The organism is Bradyrhizobium sp. TM233 (genome assembly GCF_036247965.1).
In the GTDB taxonomy this organism is placed as follows: Bacteria; Pseudomonadota; Alphaproteobacteria; order Rhizobiales; family Xanthobacteraceae; genus Bradyrhizobium; species Bradyrhizobium ottawaense.
In genome coordinates, this window is record NZ_BTIG01000001.1 from 1 (window position 1) to 19,327 (window position 19,327).

At 64.8% G+C, this 19,327-nt stretch carries 26 protein-coding genes; 14 read left to right on the forward strand and 12 right to left on the reverse strand.

All coding sequences use genetic code 11. From position 1 onward, the window contains the following. Positions 1-82: 82 nt before the first annotated feature. On the forward strand, positions 83-733 hold the full coding sequence (locus AABA86_RS00005) for a glutathione S-transferase family protein (protein ID WP_338305334.1): 651 nt from the start codon (positions 83-85) through the stop codon (positions 731-733). Between the two features lie 145 nt (positions 734-878). On the opposite strand, the gene AABA86_RS00010 is transcribed toward AABA86_RS00005, so the two are convergent. Next, positions 879-2,405: an outer membrane protein gene (locus AABA86_RS00010; protein WP_338305335.1), complete on the reverse strand. Its 1,527-nt coding sequence runs from the start codon at positions 2,403-2,405 to the stop codon at positions 879-881. Between the two features lie 210 nt (positions 2,406-2,615). Between AABA86_RS00010 and AABA86_RS00015 the strand changes: the two genes are divergently transcribed. Continuing rightward, positions 2,616-3,311, forward strand: a complete 696-nt coding sequence (locus AABA86_RS00015; protein ID WP_338305336.1) for a glutathione S-transferase family protein — start codon at positions 2,616-2,618, stop codon at positions 3,309-3,311. A 123-nt stretch (positions 3,312-3,434) separates the two neighbouring features. Here the strand turns inward: AABA86_RS00015 and AABA86_RS00020 are convergent, their stop codons facing one another. Further along, entirely contained in the window at positions 3,435-3,869 is a 435-nt protein-coding gene (locus AABA86_RS00020; protein ID WP_338305337.1) for a hypothetical protein, read from the reverse strand. Between AABA86_RS00020 and AABA86_RS00025 the strand changes: the two genes are divergently transcribed. The 4 genes from AABA86_RS00025 (at position 3,853) to AABA86_RS00040 (ending at position 5,556) form a co-directional block, all read left to right on the forward strand. After that, complete coding sequence (locus tag AABA86_RS00025) at positions 3,853-4,047, forward strand: hypothetical protein (RefSeq protein ID WP_338305338.1); 195 nt, start codon at positions 3,853-3,855, stop codon at positions 4,045-4,047. The two genes, AABA86_RS00020 and AABA86_RS00025, sit on opposite strands and share 17 nt — an antisense overlap. Positions 4,048-4,310: 263 nt before the next feature. Beyond that, positions 4,311-4,694 (forward strand): RidA family protein, encoded by a 384-nt coding sequence (locus AABA86_RS00030; RefSeq protein WP_338305339.1) that lies wholly within the window; start codon positions 4,311-4,313, stop codon positions 4,692-4,694. Positions 4,695-4,844: 150 nt separating this feature from the next. After that, a complete protein-coding gene (locus AABA86_RS00035) occupies positions 4,845-5,105 on the forward strand; it encodes a hypothetical protein (RefSeq protein WP_212253868.1) in 261 nt (86 codons plus the stop codon). Between the two features lie 199 nt (positions 5,106-5,304). Beyond that, positions 5,305-5,556 carry a hypothetical protein gene (locus tag AABA86_RS00040; RefSeq protein ID WP_212253867.1) on the forward strand — a complete coding sequence of 84 codons (252 nt, stop codon included), beginning with the start codon at positions 5,305-5,307 and terminating at the stop codon, positions 5,554-5,556. Positions 5,557-5,744: 188 nt separating this feature from the next. On the opposite strand, the gene AABA86_RS00045 is transcribed toward AABA86_RS00040, so the two are convergent. Together AABA86_RS00045 and AABA86_RS00050 are read right to left on the reverse strand one after the other, a co-directional pair. Continuing rightward, on the reverse strand, positions 5,745-6,230 hold the full coding sequence (locus AABA86_RS00045; RefSeq protein ID WP_212247000.1) for a J domain-containing protein: 486 nt from the start codon (positions 6,228-6,230) through the stop codon (positions 5,745-5,747). Between the two features lie 155 nt (positions 6,231-6,385). Then, the gene (locus AABA86_RS00050) at positions 6,386-7,951 is read right to left on the reverse strand and encodes an outer membrane protein (protein ID WP_338305340.1); all 1,566 of its coding nucleotides are present in this window, start codon (positions 7,949-7,951) and stop codon (positions 6,386-6,388) included. Between the two features lie 272 nt (positions 7,952-8,223). Here AABA86_RS00050 and AABA86_RS00055 point away from each other — a divergent pair, with 272 nt between their 5' ends. Together AABA86_RS00055 and AABA86_RS00060 are read left to right on the forward strand one after the other, a co-directional pair. Further along, a complete protein-coding gene (locus AABA86_RS00055; RefSeq protein ID WP_338305341.1) occupies positions 8,224-8,991 on the forward strand; it encodes an SDR family NAD(P)-dependent oxidoreductase in 768 nt (255 codons plus the stop codon). 285 nt (positions 8,992-9,276) lie between these two features. Beyond that, a complete protein-coding gene (locus AABA86_RS00060; RefSeq protein WP_063201937.1) occupies positions 9,277-9,525 on the forward strand; it encodes a helix-turn-helix domain-containing protein in 249 nt (82 codons plus the stop codon). Here AABA86_RS00060 and AABA86_RS00065 read toward each other — a convergent pair. Beyond that, positions 9,522-9,764: a hypothetical protein gene (locus tag AABA86_RS00065; protein ID WP_212246997.1), complete on the reverse strand. Its 243-nt coding sequence runs from the start codon at positions 9,762-9,764 to the stop codon at positions 9,522-9,524. The genes AABA86_RS00060 and AABA86_RS00065 overlap by 4 nt on opposite strands. Positions 9,765-9,919: 155 nt before the next feature. On the opposite strand from AABA86_RS00065, the gene AABA86_RS00070 reads away from it, so the two are divergent. After that, positions 9,920-10,438, forward strand: a complete 519-nt coding sequence (locus AABA86_RS00070; protein WP_338305342.1) for a collagen-like protein — start codon at positions 9,920-9,922, stop codon at positions 10,436-10,438. Positions 10,439-10,620: 182 nt separating this feature from the next. Here the strand turns inward: AABA86_RS00070 and AABA86_RS00075 are convergent, their stop codons facing one another. Together AABA86_RS00075 and AABA86_RS00080 are read right to left on the reverse strand one after the other, a co-directional pair. Continuing rightward, positions 10,621-10,842, reverse strand: a complete 222-nt coding sequence (locus AABA86_RS00075) for a hypothetical protein (RefSeq protein ID WP_212246995.1) — start codon at positions 10,840-10,842, stop codon at positions 10,621-10,623. Positions 10,843-10,938: 96 nt separating this feature from the next. Continuing rightward, a complete protein-coding gene (locus AABA86_RS00080) occupies positions 10,939-11,205 on the reverse strand; it encodes a DUF2277 domain-containing protein (RefSeq protein ID WP_097668416.1) in 267 nt (88 codons plus the stop codon). 129 nt (positions 11,206-11,334) lie between these two features. On the opposite strand from AABA86_RS00080, the gene AABA86_RS00085 reads away from it, so the two are divergent. The 3 genes from AABA86_RS00085 to AABA86_RS00095 all read left to right on the forward strand — a co-directional run bounded on the left by AABA86_RS00085 (position 11,335) and on the right by AABA86_RS00095 (position 13,592). Beyond that, positions 11,335-12,411 carry an alpha/beta fold hydrolase gene (locus tag AABA86_RS00085; RefSeq protein ID WP_338305343.1) on the forward strand — a complete coding sequence of 359 codons (1,077 nt, stop codon included), beginning with the start codon at positions 11,335-11,337 and terminating at the stop codon, positions 12,409-12,411. A gap of 147 nt (positions 12,412-12,558) precedes the next feature. Continuing rightward, positions 12,559-12,912, forward strand: coding sequence for a hypothetical protein (locus AABA86_RS00090; protein ID WP_212246991.1), 354 nt, complete (start codon positions 12,559-12,561; stop codon positions 12,910-12,912). 77 nt (positions 12,913-12,989) lie between these two features. Then, positions 12,990-13,592, forward strand: coding sequence for an MSMEG_1061 family FMN-dependent PPOX-type flavoprotein (locus tag AABA86_RS00095; protein ID WP_212246989.1), 603 nt, complete (start codon positions 12,990-12,992; stop codon positions 13,590-13,592). 211 nt (positions 13,593-13,803) lie between these two features. Here the strand turns inward: AABA86_RS00095 and bfr are convergent, their stop codons facing one another. From bfr to AABA86_RS00110, 3 genes are all read right to left on the reverse strand, one after another. Then, positions 13,804-14,292, reverse strand: a complete 489-nt coding sequence (gene bfr / locus AABA86_RS00100; RefSeq protein ID WP_011089420.1) for a bacterioferritin — start codon at positions 14,290-14,292, stop codon at positions 13,804-13,806. 131 nt (positions 14,293-14,423) lie between these two features. Next, positions 14,424-14,696, reverse strand: a complete 273-nt coding sequence (locus AABA86_RS00105; RefSeq protein WP_212246987.1) for a (2Fe-2S)-binding protein — start codon at positions 14,694-14,696, stop codon at positions 14,424-14,426. 161 nt (positions 14,697-14,857) lie between these two features. Next, complete coding sequence (locus tag AABA86_RS00110; RefSeq protein WP_338305344.1) at positions 14,858-15,160, reverse strand: hypothetical protein; 303 nt, start codon at positions 15,158-15,160, stop codon at positions 14,858-14,860. A gap of 135 nt (positions 15,161-15,295) precedes the next feature. Here AABA86_RS00110 and AABA86_RS00115 point away from each other — a divergent pair, with 135 nt between their 5' ends. Together AABA86_RS00115 and AABA86_RS00120 are read left to right on the forward strand one after the other, a co-directional pair. Continuing rightward, positions 15,296-15,619: a hypothetical protein gene (locus tag AABA86_RS00115; protein WP_212246967.1), complete on the forward strand. Its 324-nt coding sequence runs from the start codon at positions 15,296-15,298 to the stop codon at positions 15,617-15,619. Between the two features lie 238 nt (positions 15,620-15,857). After that, positions 15,858-16,142 (forward strand): hypothetical protein, encoded by a 285-nt coding sequence (locus tag AABA86_RS00120; protein ID WP_091966137.1) that lies wholly within the window; start codon positions 15,858-15,860, stop codon positions 16,140-16,142. Between the two features lie 80 nt (positions 16,143-16,222). Here AABA86_RS00120 and AABA86_RS00125 read toward each other — a convergent pair whose 3' ends face one another. Together AABA86_RS00125 and ettA are read right to left on the reverse strand one after the other, a co-directional pair. Beyond that, on the reverse strand, positions 16,223-17,449 hold the full coding sequence (locus AABA86_RS00125) for a lytic murein transglycosylase (RefSeq protein ID WP_338305346.1): 1,227 nt from the start codon (positions 17,447-17,449) through the stop codon (positions 16,223-16,225). A gap of 7 nt (positions 17,450-17,456) precedes the next feature. Further along, the gene (ettA, locus tag AABA86_RS00130) at positions 17,457-19,106 is read right to left on the reverse strand and encodes an energy-dependent translational throttle protein EttA (protein WP_212246965.1); all 1,650 of its coding nucleotides are present in this window, start codon (positions 19,104-19,106) and stop codon (positions 17,457-17,459) included. Positions 19,107-19,327: the final 221 nt, after the last annotated feature.

Consider the following 19,327-nt stretch of genomic DNA (forward strand, 5'->3'; position numbering starts at 1 on the left):
TTTAATGGTTGCTACGGCACTGTCGGAATCCGCCCCCGTCGTTCGTCCTCCGGACCACGCGCGACCCACATGGAGCCCCCACATGCCCCCGATCATCACCGCCTTCGAATCCTCGCCCGACCGCGGCAAGGGGCAGGCTCGCGACATGCGGGTTCGATGGGCGTTCGAGGAAGCCGGGCAACCCTACGACGTTCGCCTCGTCTCGTTTGCCGCGATGAAGCAGCCGGCGCATCTGGCGCTGCATCCGTTCGGGCAGATTCCGACCTATGAGGATGGCGATCTCACTTTGTTCGAGTCCGGCGCGATCGTGCTGCATATCGCCGAGCGCCACGATGGCTTGCTGCCGAAGGACGCCAATGCCCGCGCCCGCGCGATCGCGTGGATGTTCGCCGCGCTGAGCACGGTGGAGCCGCCGATCGTCGAGCTCACCATGGCCATGCTGTTCGAGCGCGACAGGAGCTGGCACGCAGAGCGGCTGCCCATGCTCCAGGACCGCGTCCATACCAGGCTCGGCGAACTGTCCCGCCACCTCAGTGGCGCCGACTGGCTCGACGGCGCCTTCAACGCCGGCGATCTCATGATGGTGACAGTGCTGCGGCGGCTGAACACATCCGGACTGCTCGACGAATATCCTGACATCGCCGCCTATGTCGCGCGCGGTGAAGCGCGTCCGGCGTTCAGGCGCGCGTTCGATGCGCAGCTTGCGGTGTTCAAGGCTGCATCACAGTCGTAGGGTGGATTGGCCCCGGGCTGCGCGAATGTCCCTCGGCGTAATCCACCTCTGTGGATTTCCGCGGACACAGAAGAGGTGGGTTACGCCGCGCGGACTGCGCTTCGCGCAGCCGCCGAGCTAACCCACCCTACGACTACGCGCCGCCTCACTGAAACCGATACGTCATGGCGAACGTCGCCAGATGCGCCCGCATCGCGACGTCGTAGGTGTTGACGGACGGATCGAACTCGGCCCGGCCGCTCGACCGTGCGACGGTGAAGCCGGCCTTGCCGTAATCGGCATAGCGGTATTCGGCGCGCGCGAGCCAGTTGCCCCACAGCACGGTCTCGAGGCCGCCGCCGAGCGTCCAGCCCATCTTCGTGGTCGACGAATTGATGATCGGCGACGACAGCGCGAAGAAGCCGCTGCAGTTGCGGCTGGTGCAGGTCGAGGTCAATTCGAAGTTCTGCCACGCCGCGCCGGCGGTGGCATAGAGCATGGTCTGCGGGCTCACGAGATAGCCGCCGCGCAGGCGCAGGGACGCGTCCCAGCGGCTGCGGATCGACAGGCTCTCGCCGCGCGCCTGGGAGTCGGCGAGATGGACGCTGGTAAAACCTTCGCGCATGGTGGTGCGGTCGGCCAAGCCGACATCGCCCTCGACGCCGGCGGTCCATTGCGAGGCGAGCTGCCAGAGATAGCCGGCATAGGGGCTGGCGCGGAACGCCGTGTTGTCCATCGGCCGGTTGTTGGCGCGCTTGGCAAGATCGAACGCAAAGCCGCCGATCGTCTCCGACGTCGCCGTCAGATCGGTGCGCGTGGCGCGGGCGCCGAGTCCGAGGCCGGCATAGGCCCCGGTCCAGGACGGCAGCATGGCGGCCTGCGCCTGCAGCGGATGCGAACCGCCGCCGGTGACGGGAGCGCCGAACTTCCAGGCGAGGCCGACGCTTGCCGTGTGGGTCCGCAGCCTGGTGTCGAAATTGTCGACCGTCAGCGCGGGCCCCGCACCGCTTCTGGTGCGTGCCATGGTGAACGGCGTGGTGCCGAAATCGGCGTAGCGATAGTCGGCGCGCAGCAGCCAGTTGCCCCACAGCGCGGTCTCGAGACCGCCGCCGAACGTCCAGCCGGTCTTCGTCGCGGAGTTCGAGACCGTGGTCGGCGTGGCGTCGTTGCAGGTGGCGCCGACGCAGACCGAGGTGACGTCGAACTGCTGCCAGGCAAGTCCGCCCGTCAGATAGACCAGTGTCGCCGGCGTCAGCAGATAGCCGGCGCGGCCGCGCAGGCTCGCATCCCAGCCGGCCGTGAGCGCAAGGCTGTCGACGAGGAAGGTGGACGAGCCGGCCCGCGGCGAGGCGCGAAACCCCTGGAGGATGGTGGTCTGGCGACCAAAACCCACATCGCCTTCGACGCCGAGGACCCAGCTCGGCGCCACCTGCCAATTGAAGCCGGCATAGGGGTTGACGCGAAGGCCCGGGCCGTCGAACGGCTGACTGACGACGGCATCGCTGATGTCACGGGGAACGCCGTCCAACAGCACCGATGTGGTGGTGAGGTCGGCGGCCGTCGATCGAAAGCCGAGGCCGAGGCCGGCATAGAAGCCGGTCCACGACGAGACCGCGACCGGCGGCGCCTTGGTGAGCGGCTTTGCCGCGAGGTCCGCGGCCTGTGCGGGTCCTGCGAAAGCCAGCACGACCATAAGTGCGCCACCGCAAGACAATGCCGGCATATTTCGGCGGGTCGGTGAACATCGCATGTCGGGGCCCTGGCGCAAGAACTTCAGGCCGAATCCGTACCCCGAACGGGGGACACTTCGCGTCCTTCGATCGAACGACAACGCCACACGGCGCCGGACTGTTGCAAGCGTGTCACTGCAGCGATACGACTCCGGGTGGAAGGGAGCCCGCCCATGCTGACCCTCTATTCCTACCCGCAACTGTTCGGCGTCGCCGACAACAACGGCTACGGCCTCAAGGTCTACGCCTTCTTCAAGCTCGCGGGCGTGCCGTTCGTGCACGAGCACATCTTCGACGCCTCGGCCGCACCGCGCGGGCAGCTGCCTTACGTCGTCGACGACGGCGAGAGCATCGGCGACAGCGAGACCATCATCGCGCATGCGATCGCGAAAAATCGTCTCACCATCGATGCCGGACTTTCACCGGAGCAGCGCCGCACCAATCTCCTCGTCACGCGCATGCTCGACGATCTCTACTGGGTGATGTCGTATTCGCGCTGGAAGGACGAGCGCTTCTATCCGGCGTTCCGCGACGGCTTCATTGCGCAACATCCGCAAGTGAGTGCAGAAGGATTCGAGAAGGCGAAGACGTATAATGCGCAGCGTTATCATTACCAGGGCATCGGCCGCTACACGCCGGAGCAGGCCTACGCGCGGGGGCTCGCCGATTTGCAGGCGCTGGCCGAGATCGTGCCCGCCGCGGGCTTCGTGCACGGCGCGGCGCCAACGAGCGTCGATGCCGGCATCTACGGCTTCGTCGCGAATATCCATTATTTTCCGATTCCGACGCCGCTGAAGGTGTTCGTCGATGCGCGCGAGAATCTCGTCGCGCATTGCGAGCGGATTCATGCGATGGTCGGAAAATCGTAGGGTGGGTTAGCGCAGCGGCTGCGCGAAGCGCTGGCCGATGAGCGTAACCCACCTCTTCTCTTTCGGCGGTGACAGAAGTGGTGGGTTACGCCAAGGGGCTAACCCACCCTACGGCACCCTGCTCTACCGCATCGTGATCGCAAGGCCACTGAGATCCGCGTTCGCCATCAACCCGACCTGCGTGCCCGTCAGCTCCAGCACGGCGCCCTTCTGGTTGGTGAGCACGATGGCGCGGGCGCCGCGGCCGACGGCAAGGCCGGCACCGGCGGCACCGTAGACGCCGGCGACATCGGAGGGACGGTTGATGTTGGAGACGCGGCCGCGCAGCACGGTCTTGGAACCGCCGAACACGAGGCCGTAGTCGAGCCCGCCGGTGGACAGCCCATAGGTGCGGCCGCGGAAGTTGAGCACGCCGGAGCCGCCGGAGCCGCCGATGATCCAGCCCGCCTTGTAGATCGTCAGCACCACGGTGCCGCCGTCGGCCATCGCCGAGGTCGAGAGCCCGGCCAGGGCGGCAATGGCGACCAGCGCGGCGCGGAAGATGGATGCGATCTTCATGGATGTCTCCGGGGGCTATTTTTTAGGGAGGAAAGCGAATCAGGCGAGCCGAATTTATCCGATGGATCGCGGCGGGAACATGATGGGCTGGCGTGAGACGCGAGGTGTGGCAGCCCGTTCGACTGTTATCGCCCGGTTCAACCGGGCGATCCAGTATTCCAGAGGCGGCGATGATTGAGCCGAGAGGCCGCGGCGTGCTGGATGCCCCGGTCGAGCCGGGGGCATGACGACGGAGTGTGGGGCACAAGATCACGCATCGCCGTCATGCCCTTCTGCCCCTGTTTTGCCCGACGGATCGGACACAACTTCGGCTAAACAGAAATTAAAGGAAATCCAACGGCTTCCCTACTGTGCATGGGGTTGTTTTCGCATTTTTTGGTTTGAGCACCCCTCGCCTGCCGCTACGCTCATGGCCCCGAGAACACTCTTCGAGGTGATGCCATGCCGATCCAGCATTTCGCGCCCCCGCCGCACGTGAAGGCGCCGCCGCTGTCCTTTGCGACGCGCGTCGGTGATCTCCTGTTCGTCTCCGGCATTCCCGGCTTCGATGCCAATGGTGCGCTGCCCGACGGTTTCGAGGCGCAGTTCGCCAATGTCGTCCTCAACATCAAGCGCGTGCTGGGCGAGGCCGGCGCCGGTGTCCGCGACCTCGTCAAGGTCAACGTGCTCTTGACCCGCGCCTCGGACGTTGCCGCCATGAATGCGCTCTATGCCGGCGCCTTCGGCCCGCCGCCCTATCCGGCTCGCACCACCTGCGTGGTGCAAGCCCTGCCCGATCCGAGGATGCTGATCGAGATCGAGGCGGTGGCCTCGCTGGCGAAGTGAGCCACTGAGCGTGTGGCTTGCCGGGCACGCGAGCGAACCAAATGCTTGGGGAACAGCTGACATGTCCGTGAACGGCAGCTCCCCGGCTTGCAAAGGACCTGCTTTTACCGCACGAATTTTTGCGCCCACTTCCCCATCAGGAGATATTTCATGCGTCGCGTTCTCGCGCTCTGTGCCGTTGCCGGCATCGCCACCTCCGTCTTTGCCGTGCCGGCCTCGGCGGCGGTCGGCTATTACGTGATCCGCTGGGACAACACCGGCATCTGCCAGGTCTGGAACGAGGACCTGAAGTACAAGCCGTTCCAGTTTGGGGTTTCGACCTACAAGGTCGTCAGCAAGCCGCTCCCGACCTTCCAGGCCGCTTCCGACGTCCAGATCAAGATGCGCGCCGAGCGCCGCTGCACGCTCTGAGCTTTTGCAACGGATCGGTTTTCGAGGGCGGGTCGCGCGAGCGATCCGCCCTCTTCTTTTTGCGGGACCGCGCGCTTTGAACCTGACCGGCCTGCGGAACTACTCACATCTTGTCCGGGGCGCATCCGAAAGCGTCCGGCACCCAGCCCTCCCCGCATTGCCGGGAGGCGCATCACATCATTCATTTGAGGAGCTGATCATGCGTCGTATGTCCGTGCTATGCGCTGCCGCCGGTCTTGCCGTCACCGCCTTCGTCGCGGCGAGCCCTGCGGAAGCCAGCTATCACCTGATCCGCTGGCAGGACACCGGCCTGTGCCAGATCTGGGACGAGAGCATCCCGACCACGCCGTGGCCGGCCGGCTATCATCGCGCCAGCGCAACCGTTCCGACGTTCATCGACGCACTCGCGGTGAAGGATGCCGCGCTGAAGAACGGTCAGTGCACCTGGTAGGATTTCGATCGGCGGACGAAGAGCGGGCAAGGACGCGGGCATGCGTTTCTTGCCCGTTTCTGTTCGAGATGTCGTAGGGTGGGCCAAGCGCAAGCGTGCCCACCCTTTCCATCCATCACGAAGATGGTGGGCACGGCGCGATGCGCCCCCTACGAGACCTCCTTTTGCGTGAGGAGGCTGGCGCGCCCTCACGCGTCCTTGTGCGCGCCGGGATGGATCAGGACGTCGCGCGCGGCGGCGAGGTCGATGAAGGCTTGCGTGCTGCCGCCGTGGTCGGGATGCATGCCCTTGGCGGCGCGGCGATAGGCCTGGTTGATGTCCTCGCAGGTGAGCTGCACCGCGAGCGGCAGGCCGAGCATCTTGCGGGCGCGATCCTCGCTGGACAGCTGTTTCGGCGTGGCGTTGCGGCGGCCGAAGCGCGGCGCGGTCAGATCATGAACGACTTCGAGAACGACGCCGATGCGGCGCTGGGCCGCCAGCGTGACGCCGTGATCGTCATTGTCGACCGCCTGGCGCAGCACCGGAAGCGCCTGCTCGGCAGCCTGGCGCAGCGTGGCATCGACGCTCGTCCGCGCGATCTCGGCCACGAGCCGGCCCGCCTCGGCCCAATCGGCCGATTGCGCCGACCGCAGGCGTTCAAGGGCGAGTTTCCAGGAATCGAGCCGTTCCATCATGCGCGCAACGTTTAGCAATGAAGATCAGTATGCCAAGGCTGCCGTTTCCGTCCCCTTAATTTCGAGTTAGCGTTTCGTGAAACTTCGAAACGAAATCGGGAGAAAAATGTCACAAACCAGGCCTCGCGCAGATGCGTGGCCAGACCCGGCGCCGGTCAGTTGAACTGATACGCGAGGCCGAATGTCGCAACGTGACTGCGTAGCGTGACGTCGAAAGTGTCGACGGTGTTCTGCGGCGCGAAAGTCGAGGTTCGGCTGATCGATTGGGTCGACGTGCCGAAATCGGCGAAGCGGTATTCGGCGCGCGCCAGCCAGTGATGGCCGAGCGCCGTCTCCAGGCCGCCGCCAATGGTCCAGCCGACCCTCGTTGCAGCGGTCGCGATCCCGGACGGCGAGAGGTTGAACGTACGCCGGCAGGGTGCACTCCCGCAGGTCGAGATCAACTCGTCATGCTGCCACGCCGCGCCGCCGCTCAAGAACAGAAGCGTTGCCGGCGTCACCAGGAAGCCGACACGTGCGCGCAGGCTCGCATCCCACGTCGTCTTCAGCTTGAGTGAATCTGCGGCCTCGTGGAAGGTGCCGAAGGCGGGTGACACGGGAAATCCGGCAAGCGTGGTGGTCCGGTCGGCAAAGCCGGCGTCGCCCTCGATACCGGCGACCCAGCGCGAGGCGAATTGCCAGTTGATGCCAACATAGGGGCTGGCGCGGAACGCCGTGCCGTTGAACGGCACGACATGCTCCGCGACCGCGAGCGGTGCACCACCAAACAATTCCGACTTCGCCGCCACGTTGGCCTGCAGCGCGCGGGCGCCGAGGCCAAGACCGAGATAGGGGCCGGTCCACGACATCGCGATCGGCGCCGCCTTGGCGATCCACACCGCCTGCGCTCCTGCCATGATCGGATCGCCAAATTTGTAGGCCACACCGAACGAGGCGTTGTGAGTCTGCATCTTCAGATCGAAATTGTCCGAGGTCGGATTGAGGGGCGAAGCAGCAGAGCCGCCTCGGGCAATGGTGAACGGTGTCGTGCCGAAATCGGCGTAGCGATATTCGGCGCGTGCAAACCAGTTGCCGCCGAGCGCAGTCTCGATGCCTCCGCCGATGGTCCAACCGGCCTGAATACGCGAAGCGGAGATCACGGCGGGCGAAAGGAAAAAGAAGTTACAGGCGCCGCTGACGCAGGCCGAACTGATCTCGTTGTGCTGCCAGGCGATGCCACCGGTCGCGTATGCCAGCGTCGCGGGTGTCAGCAGGAACCCGAGACGGGCGCGCAAGCCGATGTCCCAATCGGTCTCCACGGTCAGGCTGTCGTTCGGCCGGGCAAAGCCGGCGAAGCCGGGCGAGAAAGCCAGCGATGGGCGTTTGGTGGATTGGTTGGCGAAGCCGACATCGCCTTCGACGCCCGCAACCCATTGCGGGGCAAATTGCCAGTTGAATCCGGCAAAGGCACTGGTGCGGAAGCCCAGCCCGTCGAAGGACGCGCCGGTCGGCCGCCCGTCCGCGAGATTTTGCGGGGCGCCGGTAATCGTCTCCGATGTCGTGTCGGCGTCGGCGCGAGACGCACGGGATCCAAGCCCGAGACCAGCATAAAATCCGCTCCAGGGCGACGCGGCCGCCGGCGGGACCTTGTAGGCGGGCGTGGCGCCGATATCCGCCGCCAAGGCAGGCCCCACCACCGCGAACGCCATCAGCACCGCACTTCCGCAGGTGACGTTCTTCATGCGCCCAATATCTCCGTCGGCGGAATCGCCGCTGCCCCTTTTGTCGAGAAGATGTGAGGCGAACGGCTCCAGACTTCTTGGATGCAAGCGACCGCGGCTTGGACAAAAACGAACCGGCGAGCTTCCTGCTGATGCCGTGGCAACTTTGCCACATACAGCGGGGCAGAGCCCCGCGATTGCATGAGCGGCGAGCGCCGCGCGACGTTTCCGTCGCGTCCGTTTTCAAATAGACTCCTGGCCAACACTCAAAAACAAGCAGCCGAGGAAACCCTATGCCCCTTCTCCAGAACCACATCGCCGTCGTCACCGGCGCCGGCTCCGGCATCGGTCGGGCCATCGCGGCGGGCTACGCCCGCGAGGGCGCGCAAGTGGTGCTGCTCGACGTCAACGCCGACACCGTCGCGGAAGCCGCCCAGGAGATCCGCAAAGCGGGCGGCAGGGCCGAGAGTTTTGCGCTCGACGTGACCCGTCGCGAGGACTGCTTTGCGCTGGCAAAGCAGGTCGCCGACAAAGTCGGGCAGGTCTCGATCCTCGTCAACAATGCCGGCATCACCCGGCGCAACGCCTTCACCGCGGACACCGAGACGGTGGCGAAGGACTGGAACGACATCATCTCGCTCAACCTCAACGGTGTCTTCAACATGACGCAGGCCTTCCTCGCCCCCCTGCGCGCGAGCAAAGGCCGCATCGTCAATATCGGCTCGATCCAGTCCTTCGTGCATCTGCGCACGCCGAGCTCGGCGGCTTATACGACGTCGAAACACGGCGTGCTCGGCTTCACCAAGGCGCTCGCGGTCGAGCTCGGCAAGGAAGGCGTCCGCGTCAACGCGATCGGGCCCGGCTTCATCGAGACCAACATCAACGCCAATGTGCGCGCGACCAATCCGGCGCTGGTGCAGGCCTTCGTCGACCACACCCCGCTGGCGCGCACCGGCAAGCCCGAGGATATCGTCGGGCCCGCGATCTTCCTTGCGTCGGATATGTCGGCCTACGTCACGGGAACGATCGTGATGGTGGACGGCGGCTATCGGACGGTGTGAGGAGGACGCTTTCACCACCCGCTCAGTGTCATCGTCCGCCTTGTGCGCAATTGCGCACTGGGGCGGGGCATGACAGCGAATGTGCGGCGCAAGATACGTCCGCATCACCATGCATCTCGAGCCAATCGCGGCGGCTTCGCGGCAATCCCAAGGTCAATTGGTGCGATCGCCCGCGGTTAACCTTTCATTAACCAAACCCGCCCACCGTGGATTTACGGCTTGGGGGTCGTTTGTTCTCGATCCGCTTCCAACGATGGAAGCGGGCGTTGATCGGGGAGTATGTTGATGACCACTGTTCATGTCGCCGCGTCCGAACCGGGCGCACAGTTTCTTGCCCCCAACCAGATCGTTCCGCTTCTGATCGGTGCCACCGTCGACGAGGTCGAGCGCGAGCTCGTGCTGCAGACGCTCGCGCGCTGCGACGGCAACCGCACGCGCGCATCGCGCGTGCTCGGCCTGTCGGTGCGCACGCTGCGCAACAAGATCAGGATCTACGCGGCGTCCGGCATCGACGTGCCCGCCTATCAGGATTAGCGTCCGAGGACGCGCCGCTGAACAAGTCCGCCGATGATGACCGCAAGCGCGATCATCGCGACCGATGCGGCGATCATCTCGATCGCGCGGAGGAAGAAGGCCGTCAGGACCGCCCATGACGGCTGCGGCTCCTCGGCGAATGCGACCGGCACGACGTCGGGTACCAGCTGGTGAGCGAGGCCAAGCGCTGCTGCAAGGACGACAGCGAACAGCCAAAAGATCTTCCACGCTGCGCGCATCGGTCGCTCCTCGCAAGAGTTGTGGCCGCACGATCGATGACACAGCGGCGCGTGCCGCCGATTGATGTTGATCAAGCGTGGAGGGCTGTCCCGGCGGAATTGCTGCTGTCGTCAAACGCCGCTAAGTAGCTTGCTTCCGCACAAGGAGCAGTAGCGTGGCAGACGAACAGAGACGGCAGGGAGCTCAGGGTCCGCGCGGGCGGCAAGGCGAGCCGGGACGGCCGGGGCCGCAGGGTCATCCGGGCAAGCGCGGGCCGGACGGCGCGCGCGGCAAGCCGGGTCCGCAGGGCAAGCCGGGGCCGATCGGAAAGGCGGGACCTCAGGGCAAGCCCGGTCCGCAAGGCAAGCAGGGCGAGGCTGGTCCGCGCGGGGCCGCCGGAGCACAGGGGCCTGCCGGACCGCAGGGGCCGGCGGGGCCGCAAGGCCCCCGCGGCGAGGCTGGGCCGGCCGGTCAATTGCCCTCGATCGAGCAGGTGCTGCCGTGGCTCGAGCAGCTGTTCGACGCCTGGGACGAGCGCCGCCGCCAGCGCGAGCGCGACGCCGCCGAGCGCGAAGCGCTGCAAGCCGCCGTGCAGGAGCCCGATGAGGCCATCGTCGACGACGAGAGCGACGACAGCGAAGGCGACGAGCACAGGAAGAAGAAGAAAAAGAAGAAGCACGGTCACAAGGATTAGTGGCGCGCCCGTGCCCCGGACGCAGCGCGGCACAAAAGCGCGTTCACGCACGTCTTCGACGCGCTATGGTGCAGCGCTGCTGAGCCGGGGCCTATCTGACCAAGAACTTAGGTCGCGACCTTTGGGTCCCGGCTCTGCGGAGCGGCACTTCGCGCCGCACCGCGTCCGGGACACGAGCCAAATCAAGACGCGCCGGAAGAATCATCCTTGTGCGGCAGCATGCCCATGCGCTCGAATTGCCAGCGCATGGCGCGATACCAGAGATAGCCGACCGCTGCGCCGCACAGCGCCAGGATCATCACGTTCGCGCTCGAGAACGAGCCGCTCCACCACATCATCCACGCGGTCCATAGCAGCGTGAAGACGATGGCACCTGCTTTCAAGGGAAGAAGGGGGCGGGTCATGGTGTGCTCCGGGCTGTCAAAACCCCGGCAGACATCATTGCAGGATGCGGCGCCCCATACCGTGAGCCAGATCACGGAACGCGAAGCTGCAGCCCTCTAACCGAAGCGCAGCCGCGAGCGCTCCTTGGCCCTTTCCGCCTCGACCTCGCGGTCGCGCGCCGGCGCATGGGTGTGCAGCGAGGTCAGGAGATTTCGCGCGGCTTCCGAGACCTCGGCCACCGCGCGGTCGAACGCCGCCTCGTTGGCCTGCGACGGCTTGTTGAAGCCAGACAGTTTTCGCACGAACTGGAGCGCGCTGGCGTGGATCTCATCTTCCGTCGCCGGTGGCTCGAAGTTGAACAGCGTCTTGATGTTGCGGCACATGCAGGGCCCTCTTCCGGATGTTTCCTTGAAGACGATCGGCGGAGCCGAAATCCTACATCCTTCCGCGCGCTTCTGCTAAGTTCCGCTCCAACGCGGCCGCCGACCATGAGCCGCAATGGGGAGAGAAACATGAAGGCTTCCTGCGCCGCGCTGTCGGCTGTCCTGCTGTCCTTTTCAATGCCGGTCCTGGCCGCCGATTATCCGGCACCCAAGCAGGGCGACTGGATCGCCAGGGACTTCAAGTTCCACACCGGTGAGACCATGCCGGAGCTGAAGCTGCACTACACCACAATCGGCGAGCCCTCGGGTCAACCGGTGCTGGTGCTGCATGGCACCGGCGGCTCGGGCGCAAGCATGCTGGGCCCCTCATTTGCAGGCGAACTGTTCGGCCCGGGGCAGCCGCTCGACGCCGCCAAATATTACATCATCCTTCCCGACGGCATCGGTCATGGCAAATCGTCAAAACCCTCCGACGGCATGAAGACGAGCTTCCCGAAATACGATTACGACGACATGGTCGAGGCCCAGCATCGCCTGGTGACGGAGGGCCTGGGCGTCAAGCATTTGCGGCTCGTCATCGGCAATTCGATGGGCGGCATGCACACCTGGCTGTGGGGCGAGAAATATCCGAACGCGATGGACGCGCTGATCCCGATGGCCTCGCAGCCGACCGAGATGGCGTCGCGCAACTGGATGCTGCGGCGGATCATGCTCGACACCATCCGCAACGACCCCGACTACAACGGCGGCAGCTACGCCAGCCAGCCGCGCATGATGAAATATGCCATCACCGCCTACGGCATCGCCAGCATCGGCGGCACCCTGGCCTATCAATCGCAGGCGCCGACCGCGGCCAAGGCCGACAAGATCGTCGACGACCGGCTGGCGGCGCCGATCACGGCGGATGCCAACGACTTCGTCTACCAGTGGGAGTCCTCGCACGACTACAATGCCGGCGAGAAGCTGGAGGCCATCGAAGCATCGCTGCTGCTGATCAATTCCGCCGACGACGAGCGCAATCCGCCCGAGACCGGCATCACCGACGCGGCCATGAAACGGGTCAGGAACGGGCGCCTGTTCCTGATCCCGGCGAGCACCGAGACACGCGGCCACGGCACCACCGGCAATGCGAAATTCTACAGCGAGCAGGTGCGGCAATTCTTGCAGACCGTGCCACAGCAAGCCGTTGAATCCGCGCGTCGCTGATTTTGCATCGCATCATGCGGGGCGCGTCGGTGCCGCATATAATTTGAGCATGCATTGCGCCGACAGCTCGGGCTTAATCGCGTCAACGATGGAATCGACAGCGCAAGACTCGCGCGCGAATAGCAGGACGCGACGAGGAGGGATCGCATGCACAGGCTCGCACTGTGCGTTTGGCTGGTCGCGATGACGGCGCTGACCAGCGCCGCACTCGCGTTCGACAACGGTCAATACGACCACGTCCCGCCCGACATCCGCGCCTGGTTCAAGAGCGTGATCGCGCCGAACGGCGTGCCCTGCTGCGACGTCTCCGACGGCCATCGCACCGACTACGATGTGCGCGGCGGCACCTATTGGGTACCGATCGAAGGGCAATGGATGGAGGTGCCTGAGCGCGCCATCATTCGCGATCGCGGCAATCCGGTCGGGCAGGCCGTGGTGTGGTACGTCCGCCACCGCGGCGCGATCATCATCAGCTGCTTCGTGCCGGCGGATGCCGTATAACGCGTCTTGATCGATTCCATTGGCTGGAGGCGACCCGATCGGATAGCTTGCCGCCAAGCTGAAGCGGAGGCACGCCGTTGACCGATCTTTGCGCCGAAGACCTCGCCACCATCTACGCCAAGCCGAGCCCGCGCGTGATCGCGAAAGCGCGTCCCGCGATCGACGCGCATGCGAGGAAGTTCATCGAGATGTCGCCGTTCTGCGTGCTCGCAACGTCGGGCGCGGACGGCAGCGTCGATGCCTCGCCACGCGGCGGCGGCATCGGCTTCGTCCACGTCGCCGGTCCGAACCAGCTCTTGATGCCCGACCGCTCCGGCAACAACCGGATCGACAGTTTCCGCAACGTCGTCGAAGGCTCGGGCTTCGTGCATCTGTTGTTCTTCGTCCCCGGCATCGACGAGACGCTGCGCGTCGGCGGACGCGGCACGCTGTCGGCCGACCCGGATCTGCTCGCAGCGTTGGTCGAATTCGGCAAGCCGCCGCGCGCGGTGCTGAACGTCGCCGTCAGCGAAGTCTATTTCCATTGCGGTAAGGCGCTGATGCGCTCGAAGCTGTGGTCGCCCGAAAAAGTGCAGCGCTCGGTGATGCCCAGCATCGTCACGGTCATTCACGACCAGACCGGCCTCGGCGAACCCGCGAGCCAGGAGACCGTGGAAGAGATCTACAAGACGCAGTTGTAGGTGGTTCGATAACCACGGTTGTCGTCCCGGACAAGCGCAGCTCCGACAACGCGCAGCGTTGTCGGGAGCGAGGCGTAGATCCGGGACCCATAATCACAGGGCGTGGTTTGACGAAGACTCGGAGTTACCATCACGCGCCACACTCCTCCCCGTGGTTATGGGTCCCTGCTTGCGCAGGGACGACAGCGGAGTGTGGGGCTGACGCCGGAGCCTAGTGCCCCTCGCCCTCGAGCCCGCCGACGTGCTTCTGGGTGTAGAGCTCGAGGCCGATGCGGCCGATCAGGTCGAGCTGGGTTTCGAGGAAGTCGATGTGGTGCTCCTCGTCGCTCATCAGCTTCTCGAACAGGTCACGCGTGACGTAGTCCTTCACGCCGTGGCAGTAGGTCGCCGCCTCCTGATAGAGCGCACGCGCGCTCATCTCTGCAGCGAGGTCGCACTCGATGATCTCCTTGACGTTCTGGCCGATGCGCAGGGGATCGAGCACCTGCATGTTCGGAAAGCCGTCGAAGAACAGGATGCGCGCGGTGAGCTTGTCGGCGTGCTCCATCTCCTCGATGGACTCCTTGCGCCAGACCTTGGCCATGTCGAGGAGGCCCCAATTGTCGAGGAAGCGGTAGTGCAGCCAGTACTGGTTGATCGCAGTCAGTTCGTGACGCAGCGCCTTGTTGAGATAGTCGATGACTTTTGCGTCGCCCTGCATGGTTCACTCCAGCTCTTGCAGTCCAAATCGGCCCTAACCGAGTTTAGAATGCTTCTAAGTCAGTTTACGTATGAGGGCAACTGGCTACACGGACGCAGCCGGGGAAAAGCTCAGCGAAGCCGGCGGAAGATTCAGCAGGCCGCGAGGGCGAACTGGGCGGGCTCGGCCGTCTCGTCATTGGCCGCCACGGTGTGGCTGTGCGGGCAGCCCGAGCAGCAGGACTGGGCGCAGGGGCCAAGGGCTTCGTCGATGATGGTCTTGATCGTCCGGGCGCAGCGGCCGCATTCGGCGCTACAGCCGAGGCAACCATAGACCTGCTTGGCATGGCGCACGGCGTCGTCAGACTCGGCGACGGCGGCGCGGATGTCGTCATCGCTCAGCACGTTACAGGAACAAACGATCATGGAAGCGGCAGGCCCTTCGGTGATGCGTCATCATCGATATTTAACGGGCCGGCCGGATGCAAAAGGAAAAACCGGTATTTGAAGCTATTCCAAACTGGCCCGAAAGCAGCCTAGAACGGTCCTAAATGTCAGCGTTGCGCTGGATCAAGATTTGAGGGGATCTAATCGCCGCCGCCTCCCCCACCGTCGCCGCCGCCTCCGCAATCGCCGCCACTGCTGCCACTATCGCTGCTGGAACAGCTGCCGCCGTCGGTCGAGCTGCTCGAGCTGTCGCTGGAAAACCAGCTTCCCAGCGAGACGCCGTCATTGCTGCTCGAATAGGTGCCGCCGCTGCTGCCATCGCCGCCCGCCCCGGCGCGGGAGCGCCGCTGGCCGCGGTTCTGGAGATGCGCGATCCAGCCGTAGCCGATTGCGGACACGACCCCAGCAACAATCAGTGCATTGATCATCGCGTTGCCCATCATCGCCTCTCTGGCCGAGCCTGCGGTTCATATCAATTGGTCGTGGCCGGCAAAGGGGCCGTTCATTGATCATTCAAACGAAGTATGGAACTCTGACCCCAAATGAGTTCCCGCGTGTCTGCACGAAAGGTCAAGCCAATGAAGAAGTTGCTCCTGACGGTCGCTGCCGTCGCCAGCCTGGCCCTTGCGGCCGGAACACCGGCCCATGCGCAGCGTGGCGTCGCGGCGGGCGTGGCGGCCGGCATCATCGGCGGTGCCATTGTCGGGGGCGCGCTGGCTTCTCCGTATTATTACGGACCCGGCCCCGGCTATTACGAACCCGGTTACTACCCGCCCCGCTACTATGCGCCGGGTCCGGGCTATGTCTCTGACGACTATTACGGCGGCGGCTGCGTCTGGCAGAAGCAGCGCTTCTGGGACGGCTATGCCTGGCGCGTCCGCCGCGTCAGAGTCTGCGGCTGAGGCGACTCGAAGCGGTCCATCGCGACCAGTTCGATTGACCGGTTCACTACGGGCGCGCCGTTCATGTCCGGGCCTGAAAAAGACCGCTTTTTCTCGTCACAGCTCCGTGTGCGTTTACCGTGGGTTGACCAATTGCGCGCTTCCTAGCTGCACGGCCAATTCCATCAGCGTGTGCGTGAACCTTTGAAACCCGGGCGCCTCTAACAAGAGGAACCCATCTCCCAGGAGAGCCAAGAGCATGAAGAAGACTTTAGTTGCCGCCCTCACGGTTGCGACGGTCGCCGGTTCGCTGGTGACTGCCACTCCGTCCGCGAAGGCGCATGACGGTATCGGCGCTGGGCTCGCGGCCGGCCTGATCGGCGGCGCGATCGTCGGTGGCGCCATTGCGTCGAGCCGCCCGGCCTATGGCGGCCCCGTTTACGTGGCCGAGCCCGGCCCGCCGCCCCCGCCCTGCTACTGGCAGCGTCAGCGTTATTGGGACGGTTACGGTTGGGTCGTTCGTCCGGTTCGCGTCTGCTACTGATCTGATCGCACCGGCGCTCGTGAGCGCCGCGATCGAAGCCCGGCCGAGACCATCGGCCGGGCTTTTTCTTTGGTCGCGCGCTATCGCGCCGCCTGGATCGAGCGCAGCACCTCTTCGCTCGGCCAGCAATCGACCTTGAGGCCCGCCGACTTCTGATAGGCACCGAGCGCGGCGCGCGTCTGCATGCCGGCCTTGCCATCGATCTTGTCCTTGTAGAGCCCGGCGCGCGTAAGCCCACGCTGCATCGTCTCGACATCCCTGGTGCGCATCTGCTTCGAGGCCGCCCATGGCGTTGCGAACGGAAGCGGGCTCGTCATGCGGTCGGCCAGATGACCGACGAACAGCACATAGAGGTCGGAGAAATTGTATTCCTTGATGACGAAGTAGTTCTTCGTGGTCAGGAATGACGGGCCATAGATGCCTTCCGGCTGCAACAGCGAGGCCGGCTGCGCCTGTTCGGTAGCACTCAGCTTCTGCCCACGCACCGGCACAAAACCTTCGCGCAGCCACTGGCTGATCGGCTTCGTCACCTCGGGCACGCCGGTGGTGCAATCGACCTTGGCCGGCGCCTGCACCTCGTAGGCCCAACGCACGCCGCTCTGCCAGCCCTTGTTGACGAGTTGCTGCGCGGCGGAGGCCAGCGCATCCGGCACCGAACGCCAGATGTCGATGCGGCCGTCGCCGTCGAAATCGACGCCATGCTTGTAATATTCGGACGGCAGGAACTGCGTCAGCCCGGTGGCGCCGGCCCAGGACGAGCGCATGTCCTTGCGCGTCACCACGCCCTCACTGAGGATCTTCAGCGAGAGGATGAACTCGTTGCGGTATTGATCCTTGCGGCGCCCGACATAGGCCTGCGTCGCCAGCACGCGGACGAGATCGTAAGGCAGCGTGTAGCGGCCGTAATCGGTCTCGCGGCCCCAGATCGCCAGCATGACGGTCGCAGGCACGCCGGACTTGTTCTCGATCTCGCTCAGCGAGGCGCGATATTTCTGCAGCAGCCGCTGTCCCTCGCCGGCAAGCCGCGCGATCGAGGCTTCCTTGACGTAGTCGGCCGGCACCTGCACGAACTCGGCCTGCGACGGCGCACCTAGCGCGGGCCGTCCCGGCAGGATCAGATCCGGCAGCTTGTAATCAGGCTCGAGCCCGCGCGTCTGCTCGTCGAACGTCGCGCGCGACACGCCGGCGGCCTGCGCCTCCGGCCACAGCGAGGCGATGAACTGCGTGAAGGCGGCGTCGGCGGCGCGGGCGGACGTCCAGCCGCAGGTGACGACGATCACCGCAGCGATGAGCGCCCGCCGCATCATGCCGCCATCACCGCGTCAGCTTCTTGTACTTCACGCGGTGCGGAATGATGCTGTCCTGGCCGAGCCGGCGCATCTTGTCCTTCTCGTAATCCTGGAAGTTGCCTTCGAACCATTCGACATGGCTTTCGCCTTCGAAGGCCAGGATGTGGGTCGCGATACGGTCGAGGAACCAGCGATCATGGCTGATGATGACGGCGCAGCCGGCGAAATCTTCCAGCGCCTCTTCGAGCGCGCGCAGCGTGTCGACGTCGAGGTCGTTGGTCGGTTCGTCGAGCAGCAGCACGTTGGCGCCGGACTTCAGCATCTTTGCCAGATGGACGCGGTTGCGCTCACCGCCGGAGAGCGCGCCGACCTTCTTCTGCTGGTCGGCGCCCTTGAAGTTGAACGCCGAGCAATAGCCGCGCGAATTGACTTCCTTCTTGCCGAGCAGGATCAGCTCGTTGCCGCCGGAAATCTCCTCCCACACGTTCTTGTTGCCGTCGAGCGCGTCGCGCGACTGGTCGACATAACCGAGATGCACGGTCTCGCCGACCGTGATGGTGCCCTTGTCGGGCTGTTCCTGCTTGGTGATCATCTTGAACAGCGTGGTCTTGCCGGCGCCGTTGGGGCCGATCACGCCGACGATGCCGCCGGGCGGCAGCTTGAAGGTGAGATCGTCGATCAGGAGACGGTCGCCGAAGCCTTTGCTGAGGCCTTCGAAGTCGACGACGTTGGCGCCGAGCCGCTCGGCGACGGGAATGATGATCTGCGCGGTCTGGGTCTGCTTCTCGCTCGCCTGCTTGAGCAGATCCTCGTAACGCTGATAGCGCGCCTTGGACTTGGCCTGACGTGCCTTCGGTGACGAGGCGACCCATTCCTGCTCGCGCGCGAGCGTCTTCTGGTGCGCGGCGTCCTCGCGTCCCTCCTGCTCCAGCCGCTTCTGCTTCTGCACCAGCCAGGACGAGTAGTTGCCCTCGTAGGGAATGCCCTTGCCGCGATCGAGCTCGAGAATCCAGCCCGTGACGTTGTCGAGGAAGTAGCGGTCATGGGTCACGATCAGGATCGCACCGGGATAGTTGCGTAAGTGGCCTTCCAGCCAGGACACGGATTCTGCGTCGAGATGGTTGGTCGGCTCGTCCAGCAGCAGCAGCTCGGGCTGGTCGAGCAGCAGCTTGCACAGCGCGACGCGGCGGCGCTCGCCGCCCGAGAGCTTGGTCACGTCGGCATCGTCGGGCGGGCAGCGCAGCGCGTCCATGGCCTGATCGACCTTGCTGTCGAGATCCCAGAGGCCCTGGGCCTCGATCTCGTCCTGCAGCTTGGTCATCTCGTCGGCGGTTTCCTCGGAGTAGTTCATCGCCAGCTCGTTGTAGCGATCGAGGATGGCCTTCTGCTTGGCGACGCCCAGCATGACGTTCTCGCGCACGCTGAGTGCGGGATCGAGATGAGGCTCCTGCTCGAGATAGCCGACGCGGGCGCCCTGCGCGACCCAGGCCTCGCCGTTATACTCCTTGTCGAGGCCAGCCATGATCTTGAGCAGCGTCGACTTGCCCGAGCCGTTGACGCCGAGCACGCCGATCTTGGCGTCCGGGTAGAACGACAGATGGATGTTATCGAGCACCTTCCGGGTCGGGTAGCTCTTGGTCAGGCCCTGCATGAAATAGATGAACTGGCGCGCCATCGGTCCCGAAAACCTTCGATTTGAGGAAATTTGCTTAGCCTGCGATGTAACGATCCCGCCCCCAAAGGGCAATGTTTTCCGTCCGTTCACCACGGATGAATACGGGACGGACACCATCCGGTCACCGATCCGGACAATTGAAACCATCTTTTAATAAATCAGGCCGAAAGCTCGGTTTCGCGCGGAAACAGCGCCACCCGCTCAGAACGATCGGGAGCACA